Origin of the sequence: Leptolyngbya sp. FACHB-60, assembly GCF_014695775.1 — a bacterium.
Taxonomy (GTDB): Bacteria; Cyanobacteriota; Cyanobacteriia; order Phormidesmidales; family Phormidesmidaceae; genus Nodosilinea.
The window spans coordinates 73021-89892 of sequence record NZ_JACJOX010000041.1 but is presented as its reverse complement, the minus strand read 5'-3'; the positions used below and the strand labels follow the sequence as shown (position 1 = coordinate 89892).

At 53.9% G+C, this 16872-nt stretch carries 15 protein-coding genes; 10 read left to right on the top strand and 5 right to left on the bottom strand.

The genetic code is table 11. The features are described 5' to 3' along the window. On the top strand, positions 1-423 hold a 423-nt coding region (locus H6F57_RS16105; RefSeq protein ID WP_190625276.1), incomplete at its 5' end, for an IS630 family transposase. Between the two features lie 89 nt (positions 424-512). Here the strand turns inward: H6F57_RS16105 and H6F57_RS16100 are convergent. The 3 genes from H6F57_RS16100 to H6F57_RS16090 all read right to left on the bottom strand — a co-directional run bounded on the left by H6F57_RS16100 (position 513) and on the right by H6F57_RS16090 (position 3489). Then, positions 513-1424 (bottom strand): DUF5996 family protein, encoded by a 912-nt coding sequence (locus H6F57_RS16100; RefSeq protein WP_190628388.1) that lies wholly within the window; start codon positions 1422-1424, stop codon positions 513-515. Between the two features lie 188 nt (positions 1425-1612). Then, positions 1613-2956 carry a hypothetical protein gene (locus tag H6F57_RS16095; protein WP_190628390.1) on the bottom strand — a complete coding sequence of 448 codons (1344 nt, stop codon included), beginning with the start codon at positions 2954-2956 and terminating at the stop codon, positions 1613-1615. Positions 2957-3219: 263 nt separating this feature from the next. Next, positions 3220-3489 (bottom strand): GlsB/YeaQ/YmgE family stress response membrane protein, encoded by a 270-nt coding sequence (locus tag H6F57_RS16090; RefSeq protein WP_190628392.1) that lies wholly within the window; start codon positions 3487-3489, stop codon positions 3220-3222. A gap of 725 nt (positions 3490-4214) precedes the next feature. Between H6F57_RS16090 and H6F57_RS16085 the strand changes: the two genes are divergently transcribed. From H6F57_RS16085 to H6F57_RS16075, 3 genes are all read left to right on the top strand, one after another. Continuing rightward, on the top strand, positions 4215-6140 hold the full coding sequence (locus H6F57_RS16085) for a 3-oxoacyl-[acyl-carrier-protein] synthase III C-terminal domain-containing protein (RefSeq protein ID WP_190628394.1): 1926 nt from the start codon (positions 4215-4217) through the stop codon (positions 6138-6140). After that, entirely contained in the window at positions 6137-7045 is a 909-nt protein-coding gene (locus tag H6F57_RS16080) for a hypothetical protein (RefSeq protein ID WP_190628396.1), read from the top strand. The genes H6F57_RS16085 and H6F57_RS16080 overlap by 4 nt, the downstream gene beginning before the upstream one ends. Before the next feature lie 106 nt (positions 7046-7151). Continuing rightward, positions 7152-8969: a M3 family oligoendopeptidase gene (locus H6F57_RS16075; protein WP_190628398.1), complete on the top strand. Its 1818-nt coding sequence runs from the start codon at positions 7152-7154 to the stop codon at positions 8967-8969. Between the two features lie 129 nt (positions 8970-9098). Here H6F57_RS16075 and lepB read toward each other — a convergent pair whose 3' ends face one another. Beyond that, the gene (lepB, locus tag H6F57_RS16070; RefSeq protein ID WP_190628400.1) at positions 9099-9656 is read right to left on the bottom strand and encodes a signal peptidase I; all 558 of its coding nucleotides are present in this window, start codon (positions 9654-9656) and stop codon (positions 9099-9101) included. Positions 9657-9772: 116 nt separating this feature from the next. Between lepB and H6F57_RS16065 the strand changes: the two genes are divergently transcribed. Together H6F57_RS16065 and H6F57_RS16060 are read left to right on the top strand one after the other, a co-directional pair. Next, positions 9773-9964 carry a hypothetical protein gene (locus H6F57_RS16065; protein WP_190628402.1) on the top strand — a complete coding sequence of 64 codons (192 nt, stop codon included), beginning with the start codon at positions 9773-9775 and terminating at the stop codon, positions 9962-9964. A 313-nt stretch (positions 9965-10277) separates the two neighbouring features. Further along, positions 10278-10487 (top strand): DUF2949 domain-containing protein, encoded by a 210-nt coding sequence (locus H6F57_RS16060; protein WP_199289792.1) that lies wholly within the window; start codon positions 10278-10280, stop codon positions 10485-10487. 60 nt (positions 10488-10547) lie between these two features. Here H6F57_RS16060 and H6F57_RS16055 read toward each other — a convergent pair whose 3' ends face one another. Then, the gene (locus H6F57_RS16055) at positions 10548-11609 is read right to left on the bottom strand and encodes an AI-2E family transporter (protein WP_190628404.1); all 1062 of its coding nucleotides are present in this window, start codon (positions 11607-11609) and stop codon (positions 10548-10550) included. A 374-nt stretch (positions 11610-11983) separates the two neighbouring features. Between H6F57_RS16055 and H6F57_RS16050 the strand changes: the two genes are divergently transcribed. The 4 genes from H6F57_RS16050 (at position 11984) to H6F57_RS16035 (ending at position 16620) form a co-directional block, all read left to right on the top strand. After that, positions 11984-13246, top strand: a complete 1263-nt coding sequence (locus H6F57_RS16050) for a C1 family peptidase (protein ID WP_190628406.1) — start codon at positions 11984-11986, stop codon at positions 13244-13246. Between the two features lie 196 nt (positions 13247-13442). Then, complete coding sequence (locus H6F57_RS27635; RefSeq protein ID WP_190628408.1) at positions 13443-14495, top strand: diguanylate cyclase; 1053 nt, start codon at positions 13443-13445, stop codon at positions 14493-14495. A 77-nt stretch (positions 14496-14572) separates the two neighbouring features. Next, a complete protein-coding gene (locus H6F57_RS16040) occupies positions 14573-14959 on the top strand; it encodes a VOC family protein (RefSeq protein WP_190628409.1) in 387 nt (128 codons plus the stop codon). A gap of 506 nt (positions 14960-15465) precedes the next feature. Further along, positions 15466-16620 (top strand): hypothetical protein, encoded by a 1155-nt coding sequence (locus tag H6F57_RS16035; RefSeq protein ID WP_190628411.1) that lies wholly within the window; start codon positions 15466-15468, stop codon positions 16618-16620. Positions 16621-16872: the final 252 nt, after the last annotated feature.

Here is a 16872-nt window from a genome sequence, read left to right as displayed (position 1 = left end):
AATACCGAAGACTATGCTTACGGCTGGTGCTTGAAAGGCGAACGATTCGCGGCTGAACGTCGGGGCAATCGTACCGAACGAGTGAGCTTTATAGCGGCTTGGCATCACCATCAGCTCGTTGCCCCACTTACCTATCAGGGGTACTGCAATCGCCTGGTGTTTGAAACATGGTTAGAGGAGAAACTCTTGCCCGTACTCAAAGCTGGCAGTGTGATCATCTGTGACAACGCCTCGTTTCACAAAGGTGGGCGCATTGAAGCATTGATTCGTCAGGTGGGCTGTCATCTCTTATATCTGCCGCCTTACTCCCCGGATTTGAACCCGATTGAACATCAATGGTTTGTTCTGAAAAACCGGATGCGAAAACAGATTCAATCCGGCCAACCCTTTCGGCAAGTCGTTGACCAAGCCTTCGTTGACTGACCGGACCTATCCACGGATTGCTATAGACTTCCGCAATCTCTTAACCCAAAGCTATGGGGCTGTCTCGGATGCTATCCTGTTGCACAGCGTTATTTGAACCAGGTCTGTTGCAGCGCTGTGGTGTCCCAATTGGCTAGATTAGCAGCAGCCTCATAGGTGCTGTGAAGAAATTTAAGCAGTGCCTGGTCAGGGTCGGCAGCCTCGCGCACGGCATCGTAGGGTAAGACAAACTCCCCTAGCCCCTCATGGAAAAAGGCCGCGTCCGGCTGAACCCGCGCATCCTTATACCCCTCCGGCACCGGATAGGCGTAGGAGTAGAAAGCCGGGTAGCCCAGTCCCATCCCTGGCCAAAATCCGGCGCTGCTGACCTCTTGGCAGTAAGCCTCCTGAGCCACATCGTCGGGCAAGTTGGGCACTCCCCCCGGATGCTCTGGTGCCGGTCGCCCGGAAAACCGCGTCACCGCTAAATCAAAGCTGCCCCAGAAGAAATGCACTGGGCTCACCTTGCCCGAAAAGTGAGAGCGAAACTCCCGAAAGACGCAATCGCACTGCAATAGCACCCGCCAAAACCGCTGCGCCGCATCGGCATCGTAGGCCCCATGGATTTCATCCTGCTCAAAGGGAATCGCATCCGTGATTTCGTTGGGCGTGGTGTGAATGCGAACGGCAATACCCAGGTCTGCCAGGGTCGCCATTACCGCCTGGTAAAAGTCTGCCACTGACCGAGGCCGTAGCTCAACCGTTTGCACGCTGCCTTCGCTGGTGGCAATGCGCAACTGGTGGTCAAAAAAGTCGAAGTCGATCTGAAAAATCTGGTCCGCGCTCGGAATAGTGCTCGTTGTCAGGCCCCGCGCAGTCAAATATAGCGGCACATGCCAGGAGTGGTTAATCCAGGGCGTTTGCACCAACCGAATTTTGCCCACAATCTGAGTCCACAGGTGCAGCGTGGCGTAGGTGTCCTGCCAATCGTCGAGAGGTAGCTGTGGCCAGACGTTAGGCATAACGTTTCTCCCAATTGTTTTAAAGCCAATTGGAGCACAAAATCGGCGATTGGGCAGACCAGTAAGCGATCGCCCCTCATCCCGCAAGTCCACAGCGTAGGATTTCTTCCTGTGGCTATGGGCTAGTCCTAATTCCCGCCGAAAAGCGTAGACGGCTAGCGTTCCCACAAATGCTCTATTCAATAGCCCTAAACAGCAAAGCCAGTTTTTTGCTTTTGCTTACCCTTTGACTTTTTCTTTGAGGAGCCTTGATCGACCTCTTGCATCGCTGCTTGAAACAAGTCTTGTAGATGCATAGGCACGCTGGCAATCTCTGGAAGCTTCGGTTCTAAAGGCTTCCCGGCCTGCATTAAAATATTGTCTAAATCATCTACGGTCAGATCTGAACGGTTAAACTGTCTCCCCAGCGATGCCATCAACGGCGTTGCGTTATCTTCAGCAAAGCAGCGCCACACGTAGGCGTTGACCGCATCATCCTTAAGATATTTTTGAATCAGCTGATCTGCCTTGGTCACAGATGCATCATCGGTCGCTTCAAACAGCTGGGTCAAGCGCACATAGTCTTTTAAGAACGTCTGTCCCCAGCGGGGGTGAACAAACACCGTCACAGCTTCTGCTCGACGCAGCTCATCGGGCAGGTTGATGGGCGGCGTTGCCATCTTAATCGCCTTGTCATCCTTTAAGAGTCGCCCTACCTCACGGCTGTCTTTGCCAAACGAGGCCATCGACTCAGCCATCTCTTCCTCAGAAACCCCAGATTCAGCGACCAGTTCTTTGAGCGATTTAGAACTGTCAATGCCGATCGCTTCTAAACGACGCTGGGTAGAGATCTCTTGATACTCTTTGAGCTTTTTGTTCAACTCATACCCTGACAGGGTAATGCGATCGCTCCCAAAAAAATCTACAAAATCGTGGTGATAGCGCTCCACAGATTTCCAGGCTTCGGCCAAAAGCTCAGGGGCATCGCCATACAAATGGCCGGGGAACCAGTTTTTGAAGTTGCCGATCGCAACGGCTAGCTTAGGCTTACCCAGTTTGCCCAGCAGCATCAAAGGGCCTGAAAACGTCCAGACATCATCGCCGTTTGGCGACAGACGGGTGACAACAATTTCGTTGGGGCTGAGGCGAGCTAGTTCCTCTACCGACTGTGCCCCATTGGGTTCGACCCAGTAGCACTTTTCAGTCAGCCAGTTCATCACCTCATAGCGCTCAGTGGTGACCTGAAGCACTTTAAATAAGCCGTTAAACGTATTCTTCCAGCTTTCAGCTAAAGCCTTGTCATGCTGAGATAAACCAGGCTGATTTTTTATAAAAATATCCAATACCGATTGGCCAGCCACCTGACCTTCGGTTAGAAACATATCGATCGCCAGATTCGAGCGATTCGTGCCTTGCAGGTTGGTAGCCGACCAAAGTTTCAGTTGATCAGCGCTGTATTGTTCTAAGGCCGTGGCCAGATCGCCCTCAGCATCTAGCACAAAGGCATGTAGTGCCTGTTTTAAGACCTGAGACTGATTTACGTTATCGCTCACACCAAACCTATCGACACAACGCAGGAAAAACTGCTGTTAACCTACCTCAAAAAATGATTTAGGACAACTTGCTGCGCCGCTGTCCCGAGCCACTGACCCCCATACACACGAAAATAGATAAGCCCAACTAGCGGAAGAAGAGTCGTCGCCCTAGGCAATATGCCGAGTTTCGACCCCCGGTGGGGGTGGCGATCGCCACACACCCACTACAATCCGGTTTGTTAGTGCTTATCTACTTCGATCTAATAGTAGGTAGCTGATGACTAAACAGCACGCTTAGCAACTGCGTAGTAGATGAACAGGGCAACAATTGCGCCCAAAACAGCGATTACCACACCACCAATGCTGAGACCCGCTGCCGTGAGGGCTAGCGATCCTGTGGTTAGCAAGGAGTAGAGGCTACCACCAACAAATGCACCAATTACACCTAGAATCAGCGTGCCCAAGAGACCACCGCTCTGGTGTCCAGGATAAATAGCTTTAGCAATTGCACCCGCAATCAAACCTAATACGATCCAAGCTAGAATATTCATTCTTTCTCTCCAAATGTTTAGTAGGCAGTCAGTGCCTTTTCCTTACAACTAACAATAACCAAGCGATTGAGTTGGCGAGACCACCTAAAGAAATAGTTGGCCTTTGTCTAAAGGTATACATGAGGTTTTGGCAGCTAAAATTGTTGGTGCTTGGCTGGCTTTTTTGCGTTTTGACCACCTACTCCCTAGGGTGAACGTCAACAGGGTTGACGAATAGCAGGTAGCCATTCCAACAGCCAGCGCAATTCTGGAGCATCCCGTTAAGGGGGCTGGACACCAGTTTGCTTGCCGCCTAGGGCGTGCGATCAATTCCGGCCAAAATCCTGCATCAGTGTTACCCCGCCCGACAAAAACAGGCTAGGGGCTGTACCTGCTGGCGCTTGGGCCATCAGCGCTCAAGGGATGACGGCCCCTAGACAGTATTTCTAAAGTAGGCAACAAACCGTTGGCCGGCTTGGCTATAGGGTCAAACGCTAAAGCGGATCGCTTTGGTTCAGGGCGCTGGGCAGCAGTGCTTTACTGGGCGAATGGCTCACCTGATAAAGGTTCGGGGCTAAGTCAATCGGGGCATCTTGAGACGATGTATCTCGTCAACGATTTTTTGCTGGATTGTTCTGCTTTGGCCACTGGCGACTGCCAGTGCCGAGATCGCACTTGCTATGGCGCAGCACCAGCGGGCCGCCCAAGGCGGCAACGGACAGTCTTACGCTTAGAGGTCTAACCCCATGCCGTCTTTCACCCCCCTCGACCGGGCTCAACCCCGAGCGGCCTACATCACTCACATCGGCAAATGTCTGCCGGGAGACCCGATCGCCAACGATGAGATGGAAGCCTACCTGGGCCAGGTGGGCGATCGCCCCTCCCGAGTCAAGGCCCGCATTCTCAAAAGCAACGGTATTCAGCAGCGCTACTATGCCCTCGATCGCCAGCAGCAGACCACCCTCAGCAATAGCCAGATGGCGGCAGCAGCGGTGCGAGACGCCCTGGCCCAGGCTGAGCTAGACCCCAAGACCATTGACCTGTTGGCCTGCGCCACCACCTGGCCCGACCTGCTGGTGCCGGGCTTTGCCAGTATGGTGCATGGGGAGCTGCCGGAGCTGGCCCCGGTGGAGGCGACCTCTCACCAGGGGGTGTGCTGCGCTGGCGTGGCGGCGCTCAAATATGCGGCGGCCCAAGTGCAGCTGGGTCAAAAGCGGCGGGCGATCGCAGTGGCTTCAGAACTGGCCTCGCGGTTGTTTAAACACACCCGGTTTGAGGCCGAAACCGCCAATCAAGCGGGGGCTGTCCTACCCTTCGACACTGAGTTTCTGCGGTGGATGCTGTCGGACGGCGCGGGGGCCTGCTTGGTCAGCGATCGCCCCAGCGCCAGCGGCCTCAGCCTCAAAATCGAGTGGATTGAGTTGGTCTCCCACGCCAATTCTCATCCGCTGTGCATGTACGCCGGGGTCGATAGCCCCACGGAACTGACTAGCTGGATGGACTTTCCCGATCAGGGGGCAGCGGCAGCGGCGGGAGCGCTCAACCTGCGCCAAAATATTCGCCTGCTCGACCAGGTAGTGCAGCTGGGCGTCGAGGGCTGGATCAGGCTGATCGAAGCCGGTCGGGTGCACCCCGACCAGGTGGACTGGCTGCTGTGCCACTACTCGTCGCATTTCTTTCGCAGTCAAATCATCAATTTGCTCGAACAGGCGGGCTGCATGATCCCTGAGGAGCGGTGGTTTACCAACCTCTACACCCGGGGCAACACCGGCTGCGCCTCGATCTACCTGATGCTGGAGGAATTGTTTAACTCGGGCAAGCTGCGGCCAGGGCAGCAGATCTTTTGCTTTGTGCCCGAAAGTGGCCGGTTCACCACCGCCTACATGCTGCTGACGGTGGTGGAGGCAACCGGGTCCAGCCAGGGTTCTAAAGCCGAGCCGCTGACGGCCGCTGCAGCGATCGCTTCCCCTGACCGTCCCCCCTCGCCAACCGCTGCCCTGGAGACTGAAACTGAGCCTACGGTCTCTGAAACGCTGCTGCGCCAGCTGATGCTGGTGTGGCTGACCTTTGAGCGAGAGCTGCGGTCTGTCCCCATCGTCAGGCGACTGCACCAGGGGGAGTTTACCCTCGCAGACTACCGGGCGCTGCTGCGGGCCTTACGCCCCCAGGTGGTCGATGGCGCCCGGTGGATTGCCCGAGCTGCGTCGAATATGACCGACTTTGAGCTGCGATCGCACCTGATCGGCCACGCCCACGACGAGCACCGCGACTTTCAAATGCTAGAACGCGACTACGTCTCGGTCGGGGGACAGCTCGAAGAGATTCTGGAGGCTGAGCAAAACATTGGTTCAGAAGCGCTGTCTGCCTTTATTTTTCAGCGCGCCTCCCGCGAAAACCCAATTGATCTACTGGGCAGCATCTTCATTGTGGAAGGGCTGGGCAATCGCATGGCGGGCCAGTGGGCCGCGCTCATTCAACAAAGCTTGGGGTTAGATAAGAGCCAGATCTCCTTCCTCAGCTACCACGGCGAGAACGACGAGGCCCATGTAAAAAAGCTCGATGCCTTTATCAACGCTGGCTGGATGACGGCGGCGATCGCCGCCCGCATTGTCAAGACAGCCCAAGTCACCGCCCGCCTATACCGCCTGCAACTGGAGGAAATTGACCTATGACCTACACCCCCATGCCCCACAACCGGCAAGACCCCAGCCATTGGGATGCTATCTATGCCGACTGGGCCATTCCCCTCGATCCCACTGCCAAGGCCTACATGGTCAAAGACCTGCAAAGCTGGTCGCGCTGCTACCTGCTGCTGCCGATCAAGCTCTTCGCCAACCTGGCCATGGCCTTGATTATGACGCTCAAGCGCCTCTTGCCCTTTCAGTTTCGCAACTACTGGCTGATGCACCAGCTGGCGGTGAGGTTTCTCAACACCTTCACCACTCCAGAAGCCTGCTACCTGATTGTGCGCCACTTTGCCATCGGCTCTAATATCGTCAATTTTTTAATCGACAATGGCCCCGACCCGACCCTGCCCCACGCCACTCTCTACCCCCGCCGGGTAGAGGAGCTAGCCGCCAACGCCTTTTTAGAGCACGACATCAACCTCTACAACTTTGTGCTCGACTATCACCGCGCCCAAGCGCAGCACCCTAACTGGTTAGAGAGTGTGCGTCAGCGAGGGCTCAGCTATAGCGGCGTTCGCCCGGTGTCGGTCGAGATCGACATCACCCGACGGGGCTGGTTCCAGGTGCTCGATATGGAGTCATCCCTGGAGCTGTTCAAGATCTGCTATTCCCTCTGGGTCACCAGCGACGAGTTTGAGCGGGCGGTGCTTTCTCTTCAGTTTGACGAAAGCTTTGCCCTCTACTTTAGCCGGGTCACTGGCGACTACGCCTGGAACCACACCGTGACAAACCGCCATCCCCTGGCCCCCAACAGCTTCTTTGGGGCGGCTCGCAATCTGCTGCTACACGGTCTGGCCTCGGAGTCGCTCCAGCGCTATCTGGAGCTAGCCATAGCAGATAGCTGTCCTGAGGCCCAAGCTGCTGTCGCAATGAACCACATTGCTCCCTAGAGACCTAGAGAAGCGATCGCTGTTGAAGCAATTGGTATACCAGAGGCTTAGCATATCCTGAGAGGTTAGGTAAGCTAAAGGCAATACCCTTTGCTCCATTGTCCCTATGCCCATCCTCCATCAAATCTGGGATAACAGCCACTTCTTCGCGGGCAGTGATGATCCTCAAATCGCCGCAACGGTTGAGCGCATCAAAGCGGAAATCGACACCCTATCCACCCTCTGCGCCCCCTTCATCGAGCACATTGAACCTGCCGAGCCCCTTACTCAGGAACAGTTTGAGGGCTTGCTGGCTCAAGTTAGAGCCGCCCACCAGCAGCGCACCGCCACCGCCAAACGTCTGGGCAACCTACGCACCTTTATCTCCTCTATTCTCAGCGTTGACTCCCGTGATGCCAGTGCCAGCGAGTGGAAACCTACCCTGCAACAGCTCAGTGCCGAAATTAGCCAGGCCACCAAAGCCCTAGACATTTTTTTGCTGCGGGTCGACAAAGCCTTTATCCAGGCCTTAATTGCCGATCCGGCCCTTGAAGAACTAAGTTTTTCCCTGCTGCACCAGCGTCAGCTCAACGACCAGCTGCTCAGCTTGGCCGAAGAAAAGCTAATCACCGGCCTGGCCGTCAACGGCCTGCAGGGATGGGGCAACCTCTACACCGAGCTATCGGGCACCCTGCAATGCACCGTAGACGGCAATTCTGTAGGCATGGCTAAGGCCTCCAACCTGCTCAGCTCCCCCGATCGCACCCTGCGCTCTGCCGCCTGGCATGGGGTCAACGCCGCCTGGGAGAGTCGGGCCGGAACAGTGGCGGCCATTCTCAACGCCATCAACGGCTGGCGGCTAGAGGAAACCAAACAGCGATCGCACCACCGCCGCCTGCACTATCTCGACAAAAGCTGCCACCAAAGCCGCATCGATCGCGCCACCCTCGACGCTATGATGGAGGCCACCTATGACCGGCGAGCTATCGGCCAGCGCGCCCTGACCGCGATGGGCAAAGTGCTCAAAATTCAGCCCATGGCCCCCTGGGATTTGTTTGCTCCGCCCCCAGACGCCGCCCAGAGCGGGGGATTTGCCTTTGAGGCGGCGATCGAGCTGGTTGCCGACGCCTTTCGGCAGTTCAGCCCCGCCATGGGCGACTTTGCGATGATGATGGCCGAAAAGGGCTGGATTGATGCCCAGCCCACTTCCAACCGAGCCACCGGAGCCTATTGCACCAGCTTTGCCGAGCCTAAGGAGCCGCGCATCTTTATGACCTTTGAGGGCAGCATGAACAACGTGCTCACCCTGGCCCACGAACTAGGCCATGCCTGGCATAACTGGGTCATGCAAGATCTACCCCGCTACAAAACCTTTTACCCCATGACCCTGGCCGAAACCGCCAGCATCTTTGGCGAAACCCTGGTGCGCGACGCCCTGTTTGAGCAAGCCAGCACTCCCGAGCAAAAGCTCAAAATTGCCTGGGAAGAAGGGTCTGCCGCCGCCACATTCTTGCTCAATATTCCCGCGCGGTTTACCTTTGAGCAAAAATTGGTCGAGTCTCGCCAGCAGGGGTTTGTGATTGCCGACAACCTCAAGACCATGATGAGCGTCAGTTGGCAGCACTGGTACGAAGATAGCCTGGCCAGCTACGACAACATGTTTTGGGCCAGCAAGCTGCACTTCTCGATCGCAGAGCTGGGCTTTTACAACTATCCCTACCTGTTTGGCTATCTGTTTAGCCTGGGCATCTACGCCCAAAAAGACCTTTACGGCGCTCAGTTCAATGACCTGTACACCAAGCTGCTGCGCGACACCGGCAGCATGACGGCGGAGGATGTGGTACTGCGCCACCTCCAGCAAGACATTCGCCAGCCCGAATTTTGGCAGGCCAGTTTAGACATTGTCGATCGCGCCGTCAGTCGATTAGAAAGCCTGGTGGTGTAGGCGAAAAAACCCACAGCATGGTTATTGCCAGTCACTAGAGCCGTTGGCCACTGAGGGCTTCAGCGATCGCTGAAGTCCGCAGTGGCCACAGAGTTGGCCAGTTCGCTAAGGGCAGGGGCCACCGTCAACTTAGTCGAGATCTCCGAGGCGATCGGGGGGCCAAAATCTAAAGACAGCGCGGCCAATCAGGTGGTCGGCCGGCAAAAAGCCCCAATAGTGCGAATCAAAGCTCTTGTTGCGGTTGTCGCCTAACACCAGGTAAGAATCGTCAGGCACCGTCACTGGCCCGTACTGGTAGTCGGGCTTGGCCGCGATGTAGGGTTCTGACTGAGACTCATTATTAATGTAGAGCTGGCCGTCTTTGACCTCAATCACATCTCCCGGCAAGCCAATCAGCCGCTTGATGAAGGCCTCATTTTGGCCCAGGGCATCGGGCGGGCGAAACACCACAATGTCGCCCCGCTGGGGATTGCCAAAGTCGTAGCTCACCTTGTCGATGATCAGGCGATCATTGATCTCTAGGGTGGGCAGCATCGAGCCTGAGGGAATGTAGCGCGCCTCGGCCACAAAGGTGCGAATACCTAAGGCCAGCAGCACGCTGAGGACCAGGGTTTCAACGGTTTCACGCAAAATGCCTTTGCCTGTGGGGGCCGAGGGGCGGGGCGGGGTAGAGCTGGACTCGATCATGGCTGACTCACTTACAGGGGCTGAAAGCTAACGCTCGCTGGGGCAGGGTCGTCGTCAACATCGACCAAGCTAATCACGTCATCGTCGCTGCAACAATGCTAGCGGTAAATAATCCGGTGAGCATAGGTGACCTCAAGAATGCCCTAGGGGCAGCGGATGGTAACGACGCGATCGCAGCCGTAGTCGGGCCAATTATAGACGATGGGGCTAGGGAGCTTGGCGGGCAACAGGCCAAAATTACTAGTGGACGGTTTAGTTGCTCTGGCCCAGTTGAGCGACCTTGGGTCTGCGTCTTGAGCCTGCGTTAAAGCACTGCACCAGCCAGCCTGGCCCAGCTGCCAGAGGAAATAGCCGGTATCGCCGCTCGAACAGGGTGAACCATACTATCGATACCATTGATTTCTAACCATAGATTCTAGGTTAGACGCTGGGTAGGTCGTTACAGTGGCATGACTGTGATAAAGCGATCGATTTAGCCCATGCAACCGGGCTGAAACGCCAGCGACACAGGATTGCCACAACCACTGTTTAAGCTTTGCCTTCAAATTGACCTGTCCTGGCTGGTGCATTGTCGCAACTACCAGGCAACACCCGCGCTCCCTCACATCAGGAAAATTGGCTATGACCTCACCACTGATCAGCCGGTTGGTTAACTTCGTGCAAACCGAATTTGGGGTATCCAACGAAGAAGTGGCTACCGCCTTTCACCACCACGACGCGGCTACTCAGCTGCCGATGATTCTTTGGCAGTATGGCTTTATCACCACCACCCAGCTCGACGCACTGTTCGCCTGGCTAGAACGGGCCAGATTTCGTTCTCTCGAGAGGTAACGGGCGGAGCTGCGGGAGGTTCCAAGGCGCTGGCGATCGCAGGCCCTTCACCTCCGCAGGTCAGCCGATTGGGTTGGCTCCAGAGAGTTGGCCAGAAGGGCGATAAACCTCTTCGAAAATCCGCTTGAGGGCACCTGCCAGCGGCACGGCCAGCAGCAATCCCAAAATCCCTGCAAGTTGGGAGCCAAGCAACAGCAGCACCAAAATCCACACAGGGTTTAGCCCAACGAGATCGCCGAGAATTCGGGGGGCAACGGCATTGTCAATCACCTGATCGACCAGTAGGGCCACTACCACCAGCTCTCCCCCCAGCAAAGCGTTGTTAAAACTCACGATAATAGCAGCCGTAACAATGCCCACAAAATCACCAAACGGAATCAGTGTCAGCAGCCCAATGCCAATGCCAAACACCAGCCAGTAGGGAATGTGAAGCAAAAAGAAGACAGTCGTTAGACTGGTGACCATGAGCAGTGCGATCGTGGCCTGCCCCACAAAATACTTCTTAAACTTTTCCTGAAACGCTAGCCGAATCTGGCTGCCAAAGTTGCCCGGTAGCCACCGCAGCAGACCGCTCCAAAACTCATGCCCATGCAGCAGCAGGTAGAGCGTCAGCACAGACGTAATTAATACTTCCAAAAGGCTATCGGCCACGCCAACAAAAACTTCAAGCAGCTGGTCGGGCAGCTGAGCCACCTCATCGGGCAGCATCTGCGTCAGCTGGTTGGTCAGCGCTGTGACATTTAAAGGAATGTGTTGAACCACCAGCCAGGCATCCAGTGCCTGAAACTGCTCACTACCCGACTCTAACCAGTTGGGCAGGCGAGTTCCCAAATCTCTGAGCTGCAACAGCAAGGCCGGCACTAGAGTAAAGCCTAAAATCCCCACTAGCCCACCCGTCAAAAGCAAAATTAGCGCAATACTGACACCGGGTTTGATGCCGCGCTTTTCGAGCTGCTCAATGGGATAGCTCAGCAAAAATGACAGCAGCGTGGCTGCAATCAGCATGGTAAACGCTGTTTGAAAAGTTTGAAACACCTTGTAGAGCAGCCAGATGTTCAAAATAGTCAAGGGCAGTGCAATTTCCCACACCAGCCAACGGGGCAGTTTGTCAAATGCTTGCATGGTTAGGGGCGCAGCCTATCGGTACGGTTTATAAGACTTAAGGTAGCGTTTCGCTGTTGGGGCAAGGGGCACGCTGAAGTAGAGATGACCGTCAGCGGCTGCCTTAGAAGGTCTGCCTTAGGAAGCAAAAGTGAAGTTCCGCTTAAAACTCGGTTTTTGGAGGGAGATTTTTGACCGGATACCCGTTTTTCGGTGTGCTAGCAACGGCTTCTTGGGCAAGCGGGCGGGTGGAGTTGACAGGCGACAAAAGCTCTTGCAGACTCCGTCTCAAACGGCTTTACCGTTCTTTAAAGGTAGTGCAACGTTAACCCCCCAGACTGCGCTCGCTGGGGGTGCAAAGGGAATGCTTAAGGAGCCATTCCTCAAGGTTAGACATGTTTACGCAGACCCGTAAGTTTCGCATTGGCGGTTATCAGCCGGGGCAAAAGCCGGACGACGTCAAGCATCACCAAATTGGACGGTTTGGAAAAGAGGAGCTGCCGGGCCGGGTCGATTTGCGCCACCACATGACTGAAGTTGAGGCTCAGGTGGGCAACAGCTGTGTGGCCAATGCCTTTGTGGGGGCCTATGAATATCTGGCCAAGCGCGATTTGGGCGATGCCGCCGATGTCAGCCGGTTGTTTGTCTACTACAACGCGCGATCGCAGACCGGCAGCCACAACGAAGACCGCGGCACCCAGATGTACTGTGCGATCGAAACCTTGATGCAGCACGGGGCCTGCTCCGAAGACCTCTGGCCCAACGACGAAGAGCTGATCTTCACCGAGCCTGATACTGGAGCCTATGACCACGCCTCCAATTTCAAAATCATTGAAGCCGAGACCATCGACACTGACCTAGACCTCTGGCGGCACACGCTGGCTGAGGGCTACCCGATCGCCTTTGCCCTCAACACCTTTGAGTCGTTTGACGAGGCCACCCGCAACAAAGGCCGCGTGCCCCAGCCCAAGCGCTCCGACAACGTGCGCGAAACCCACGGCTGGCACGCCATGCTCTGCGTCGGCTATTCCGACAAAGACCGCTTCTTTATTGTGCGCAACTCCTGGGGGCCTGAGTGGGGCGATCAGGGCTACTGCTATATTCCCTACGACTACGTCATCCACGATGACTACAACGGCCACGACTCCTGGATCATCAAATCGCTCAGCGAGCTCGACTTTAGCGCCGAAGTTTGGGAAGAGGACGAGTCATTCTTTGCCGACGATTGCTCACTCTTGCTGTACGACTTCTATATTCATACGGAAGACCCCGAAGGCTTTACTGATGCGATCGCGGCCCTCTGCCTTACCTATGTCGAAAGCGAAGACGACTACTACTTCGACTACGACTATAACGAAGACGAAGGCAGCCCCTATTTGCTCAACATCCTCAACTTTGACCTCAGCGTCGAAGACGGCACCGAATTTGTCGCCGAGCTAGACGCCCTCTGCCAAGAGTACGCCGTCGATGAATCTTACAGCTTTGGCTACGGCAGCAGCGACGAAGAGGAAGCCGAGGAGGAATCTGAGGAAGAGTACACCGAAGAAGAATCTGAGGAGGAATACACCGAAGAGGAGTCTGAGGAAGAAGCCGAAGAAGAGGAAGCCGAGGAAGAGTACGCCGAAGAATCTGAGGAAGAATACACCGAAGAAGAATAGCCAACTGACGGTACCTTAACTTCGGTCAGCATGGCTTGCAGCAGCAAATTTTTCCAGCGCAAGCCATGCTCATGACGGCTGAGGATGGTTAGCTGTAAGCAGGTAAACGCACCGCTTTGCGCAGCATGAGAAAAGCCGCTCAGGCAGGTGCTACGCTTCAGAGGCTTACTACGTGTCGACAAGCTATAACCCTTGAATGGATGCTGATTACATTTCAACCCTGAAACAGCGAGTCAAACAGCTTGCTCTAGAACTTGAGCAAACTAAGGCCCAACTGAAACTGGAACAGCAAGAACGTGCCCAGGTAGAGGCAACCCTGCGCGAAAGTAATGAACAGCTCTATCAAATTCTCGATTCTACCAATGCGGGTATTGCCTTTGTAGATGCCGAGCGACGCTACCAGTTTGTCAATCGCTTTTATGAGGTGCGCTTCAACCGTTCCCGAGAAAGCATTCTAAATAAATATGTATGGGATGTAATTGGTGAAGACGCTTACGCTTCTACCAAAGACTATGTTGAGCGCGTTTTAACAGGAGAGCCCCAAAGATTTGAGTTCAGCATAGTCCATCGCAATGGTGACCAGGCTTATCTCACCAGCTGTTTGACGCCAGCCTTTAACAGTGACCAGGAAGTAATTGGCTATTATTTATTTGTTTTTGACAGCACAGAGCGCCATCGGCTTGAGCAATCTCTCCTGGCCACTAATACGAAGCTAAAAAAATTAGCCACTGTAGACAGCCTCACTCAAATCGCAAATCGACGAAGATTTGATGACTACTTAGAGCAGGAATGGCAGTGCGCCTTACGCAGCCAGCAGCCGCTCTCATTGATTATGTTTGATATTGATGCGTTCAAACACTATAACGACTACTACGGTCACCAAATCGGTGATGCCTGCTTAATCAGCATTGCCCAAACGGTTAAATTAACGGCTGAGCGGGCGACTGATGTGGTGGCCCGCTATGGGGGCGAAGAATTTGTCGTTGTCTTACCCAATACCAATTTGTCTGGCGCAACTGCGATCGCAGAGCAAATTCAAAAAGCCATTAAAACTTTGGCCATCCCTCACGAAACCTCAACGGTTAGCCCTATTGTCTCGATTAGTTTGGGCGTTGCCAGTCTAATACCCACGACTACCGGGTCGCCTAAACAGCTCATTGCCAGTGCCGATCGGGCGCTCTATGCCGCTAAGCAGCAGGGGCGCGATCGCTACGTTGTCGACAACACCCAAGGGCAGGGGCAAGGCTGAATAAAAGGTAGCCTAAAAATGACTTGCCTTTATGCTATTTAAAGCCGTGTGTCTCGGCTTTCCCCTATGGAGTAGCTATGGATCCCTTTCAGCAGCCTGGTGCGTTTAGCTGGTGCGAGCTGACTACCCCCGATGTCGCCGCCGCCAAAGAGTTTTATGGCCCCTTGTTTGGCTGGACGCTCAAGGAAGGTGCTGTGGGCAGTACTCCCTACACCGTTATAGAAGCCGGGGGAAAGGAAATTGGTGGTATGGCCCCACCGCCGCCAAACCAGCCCAATATGCCGCCCACTTGGGGGGTCTATATCACGGTGAAGGACGTGGATGCGATCGCAGAACAAGCCAAAGCCCTAGGTGGCCAGGTGCTGCTGCCGCCCATCGTGATTGAGGGCACAGGCAAGTTTACGCTGATTCGCGATCTGCAGGGAGCGACATTTTGCGCTATCGAATATACCCAGCGCAGCTAAATGAAGCCTGCGGTATCGATGTCTCTAGATCAGGATGCAGTATTACAAATTAGACGCATTAAGTAGATGACGGCGATCGCGATCGCCGTCATCTGAACGAGAACCGGGCAGGCAAAGAGGAGAATGGCTTGTTTACACCAACAATCATGGACTTTGCTTGATTCAGGCAAAATAGTCAAAAAACTTCAATCAAATTCTAGATTCTCAATTGAAAATCAGGTGAAAGATAGATAGCTAACAGTCGCTTGAGCGGTAGGCAACCTCGAACTCAATCTAGAGGCTTTCAGAGGTACGCTCTAAGCAAATTGTTAAGCTGCAATCGTACTCGCTGTAGGCAAGTAACTTGAGTGGGTTTAGGCGATCGGGCACTAAATGGACTTCAGCCTATCGTGCCTCCTTTCTCTGCCATTCGATAGGGACCTCCGCTTGAAGAAATTTTTAGCATTAACCTAAGAAACGCTTCAATTTCACCTTTTTAAACCCCAACCTTAATTCTACCTAATCCTATGAGTTTTCTTTCGCTAGAAGAATTAAAAGAACTCGTCGAACAGCCACAAGGATTGTGCATATCAATGTATATGCCGACCGTACAGATGGGTTCAGATACACAGCAAAACTCTGTCCGATTTAAAAATCTAATTCGGCAAGCGGAAGCGCAATTGGAACAATATGGATCGCATCCCGCTGACCCAACTCAATTCTTTGCACCTGCCCTCGACTTGGATAACGATGAGTTTTGGCAGCATCAGAGCGCAGGCTTAGCTTTGTTTGTTGCAGAAGGATTCTTTCGTTATTATTGTGTGCCGATCGAAATGATTGAATTAGTGGTTGTGAGCGATCGATTCCATCTTAAGCCGCTAATTCCGCTGTTAAGCGGAGATGACCGCTTTTATATTCTTACGCTTGGCCAACGCGACGTGCGTCTTTTGGAAGGCAATCGCTACGGCATGACTCGTGAAATTGAAATCGAAGGCTTGCCCAAGGGTATGGATGAAGCATTAAAGCGTGACGAAACTGCCAAGGATGAACAGCGACGACAGGGTGGTGGTGCAGGTCGTGCCGCCCTACAAGCTGGTTCATATCACGGACAGGGTGGCGAGCGCGAGAACATCAAAGAAGATTTGCTGCAATATTTCCTAGTAGTGGATAAAGCGCTGCACAACTTTTTTCGCAACCGTCGGTCGCCGCTTGTTCTAGCTGGGGTTAGTTATTTGCTGCCGATTTATCAAGAGGCAAATACCTACAATTTCATTGTAGAAGAAGGCATTCAACACAACACAAAAGAACGAACGGCGCAAGAACTGCATGCAGAGGCTTGGGCAATCGTGGAGCCACAGTTTGAAGCAGGCAAACACAATGCGCTCGATTACTATCACGAGTCGATTGCCGCTGGCAAAGGATCAGATAACTTAAACGAAGTGATTCAAGGTGCATTCTATGGTCGTGTAGATCAGCTTTTCGTTCCTGTTGGAATGCAAAAGTGGGGACATTTTGATCCGGAAGCAATGGAACTTGAAATACATAATGATGCTCAACCCGGTGACGAAGACTTACTGAATGCAGCAGCGATTCAAACAATCTTTCATGGCGGAACAGTGTATGCAGTTGAACCGCAGGAAATGCCGAATGAGGTATCTATCGCGGCAGTATTTCGCTACTGATTGCGTGTAATAAGTCACACTCTCCTCTTCTCAGCCGGTCAGGATGAATACTTTATGGGCGATCGCTATTCAGACTTTCCTTCAAAAATTTGAAGAGCGATCGCGTTATTCTGAAAAAACACGGTGTTGGGTTTATACCCATTCAACCTGTGAGATGGGCAATAGCAAGAAGGGCGATCGTACCCTAGCTACGCGCTAACGAAGTGCAAACTGGGGTAGCCAGGGGTTTCGCATTCTGTTTTACTCCACCCT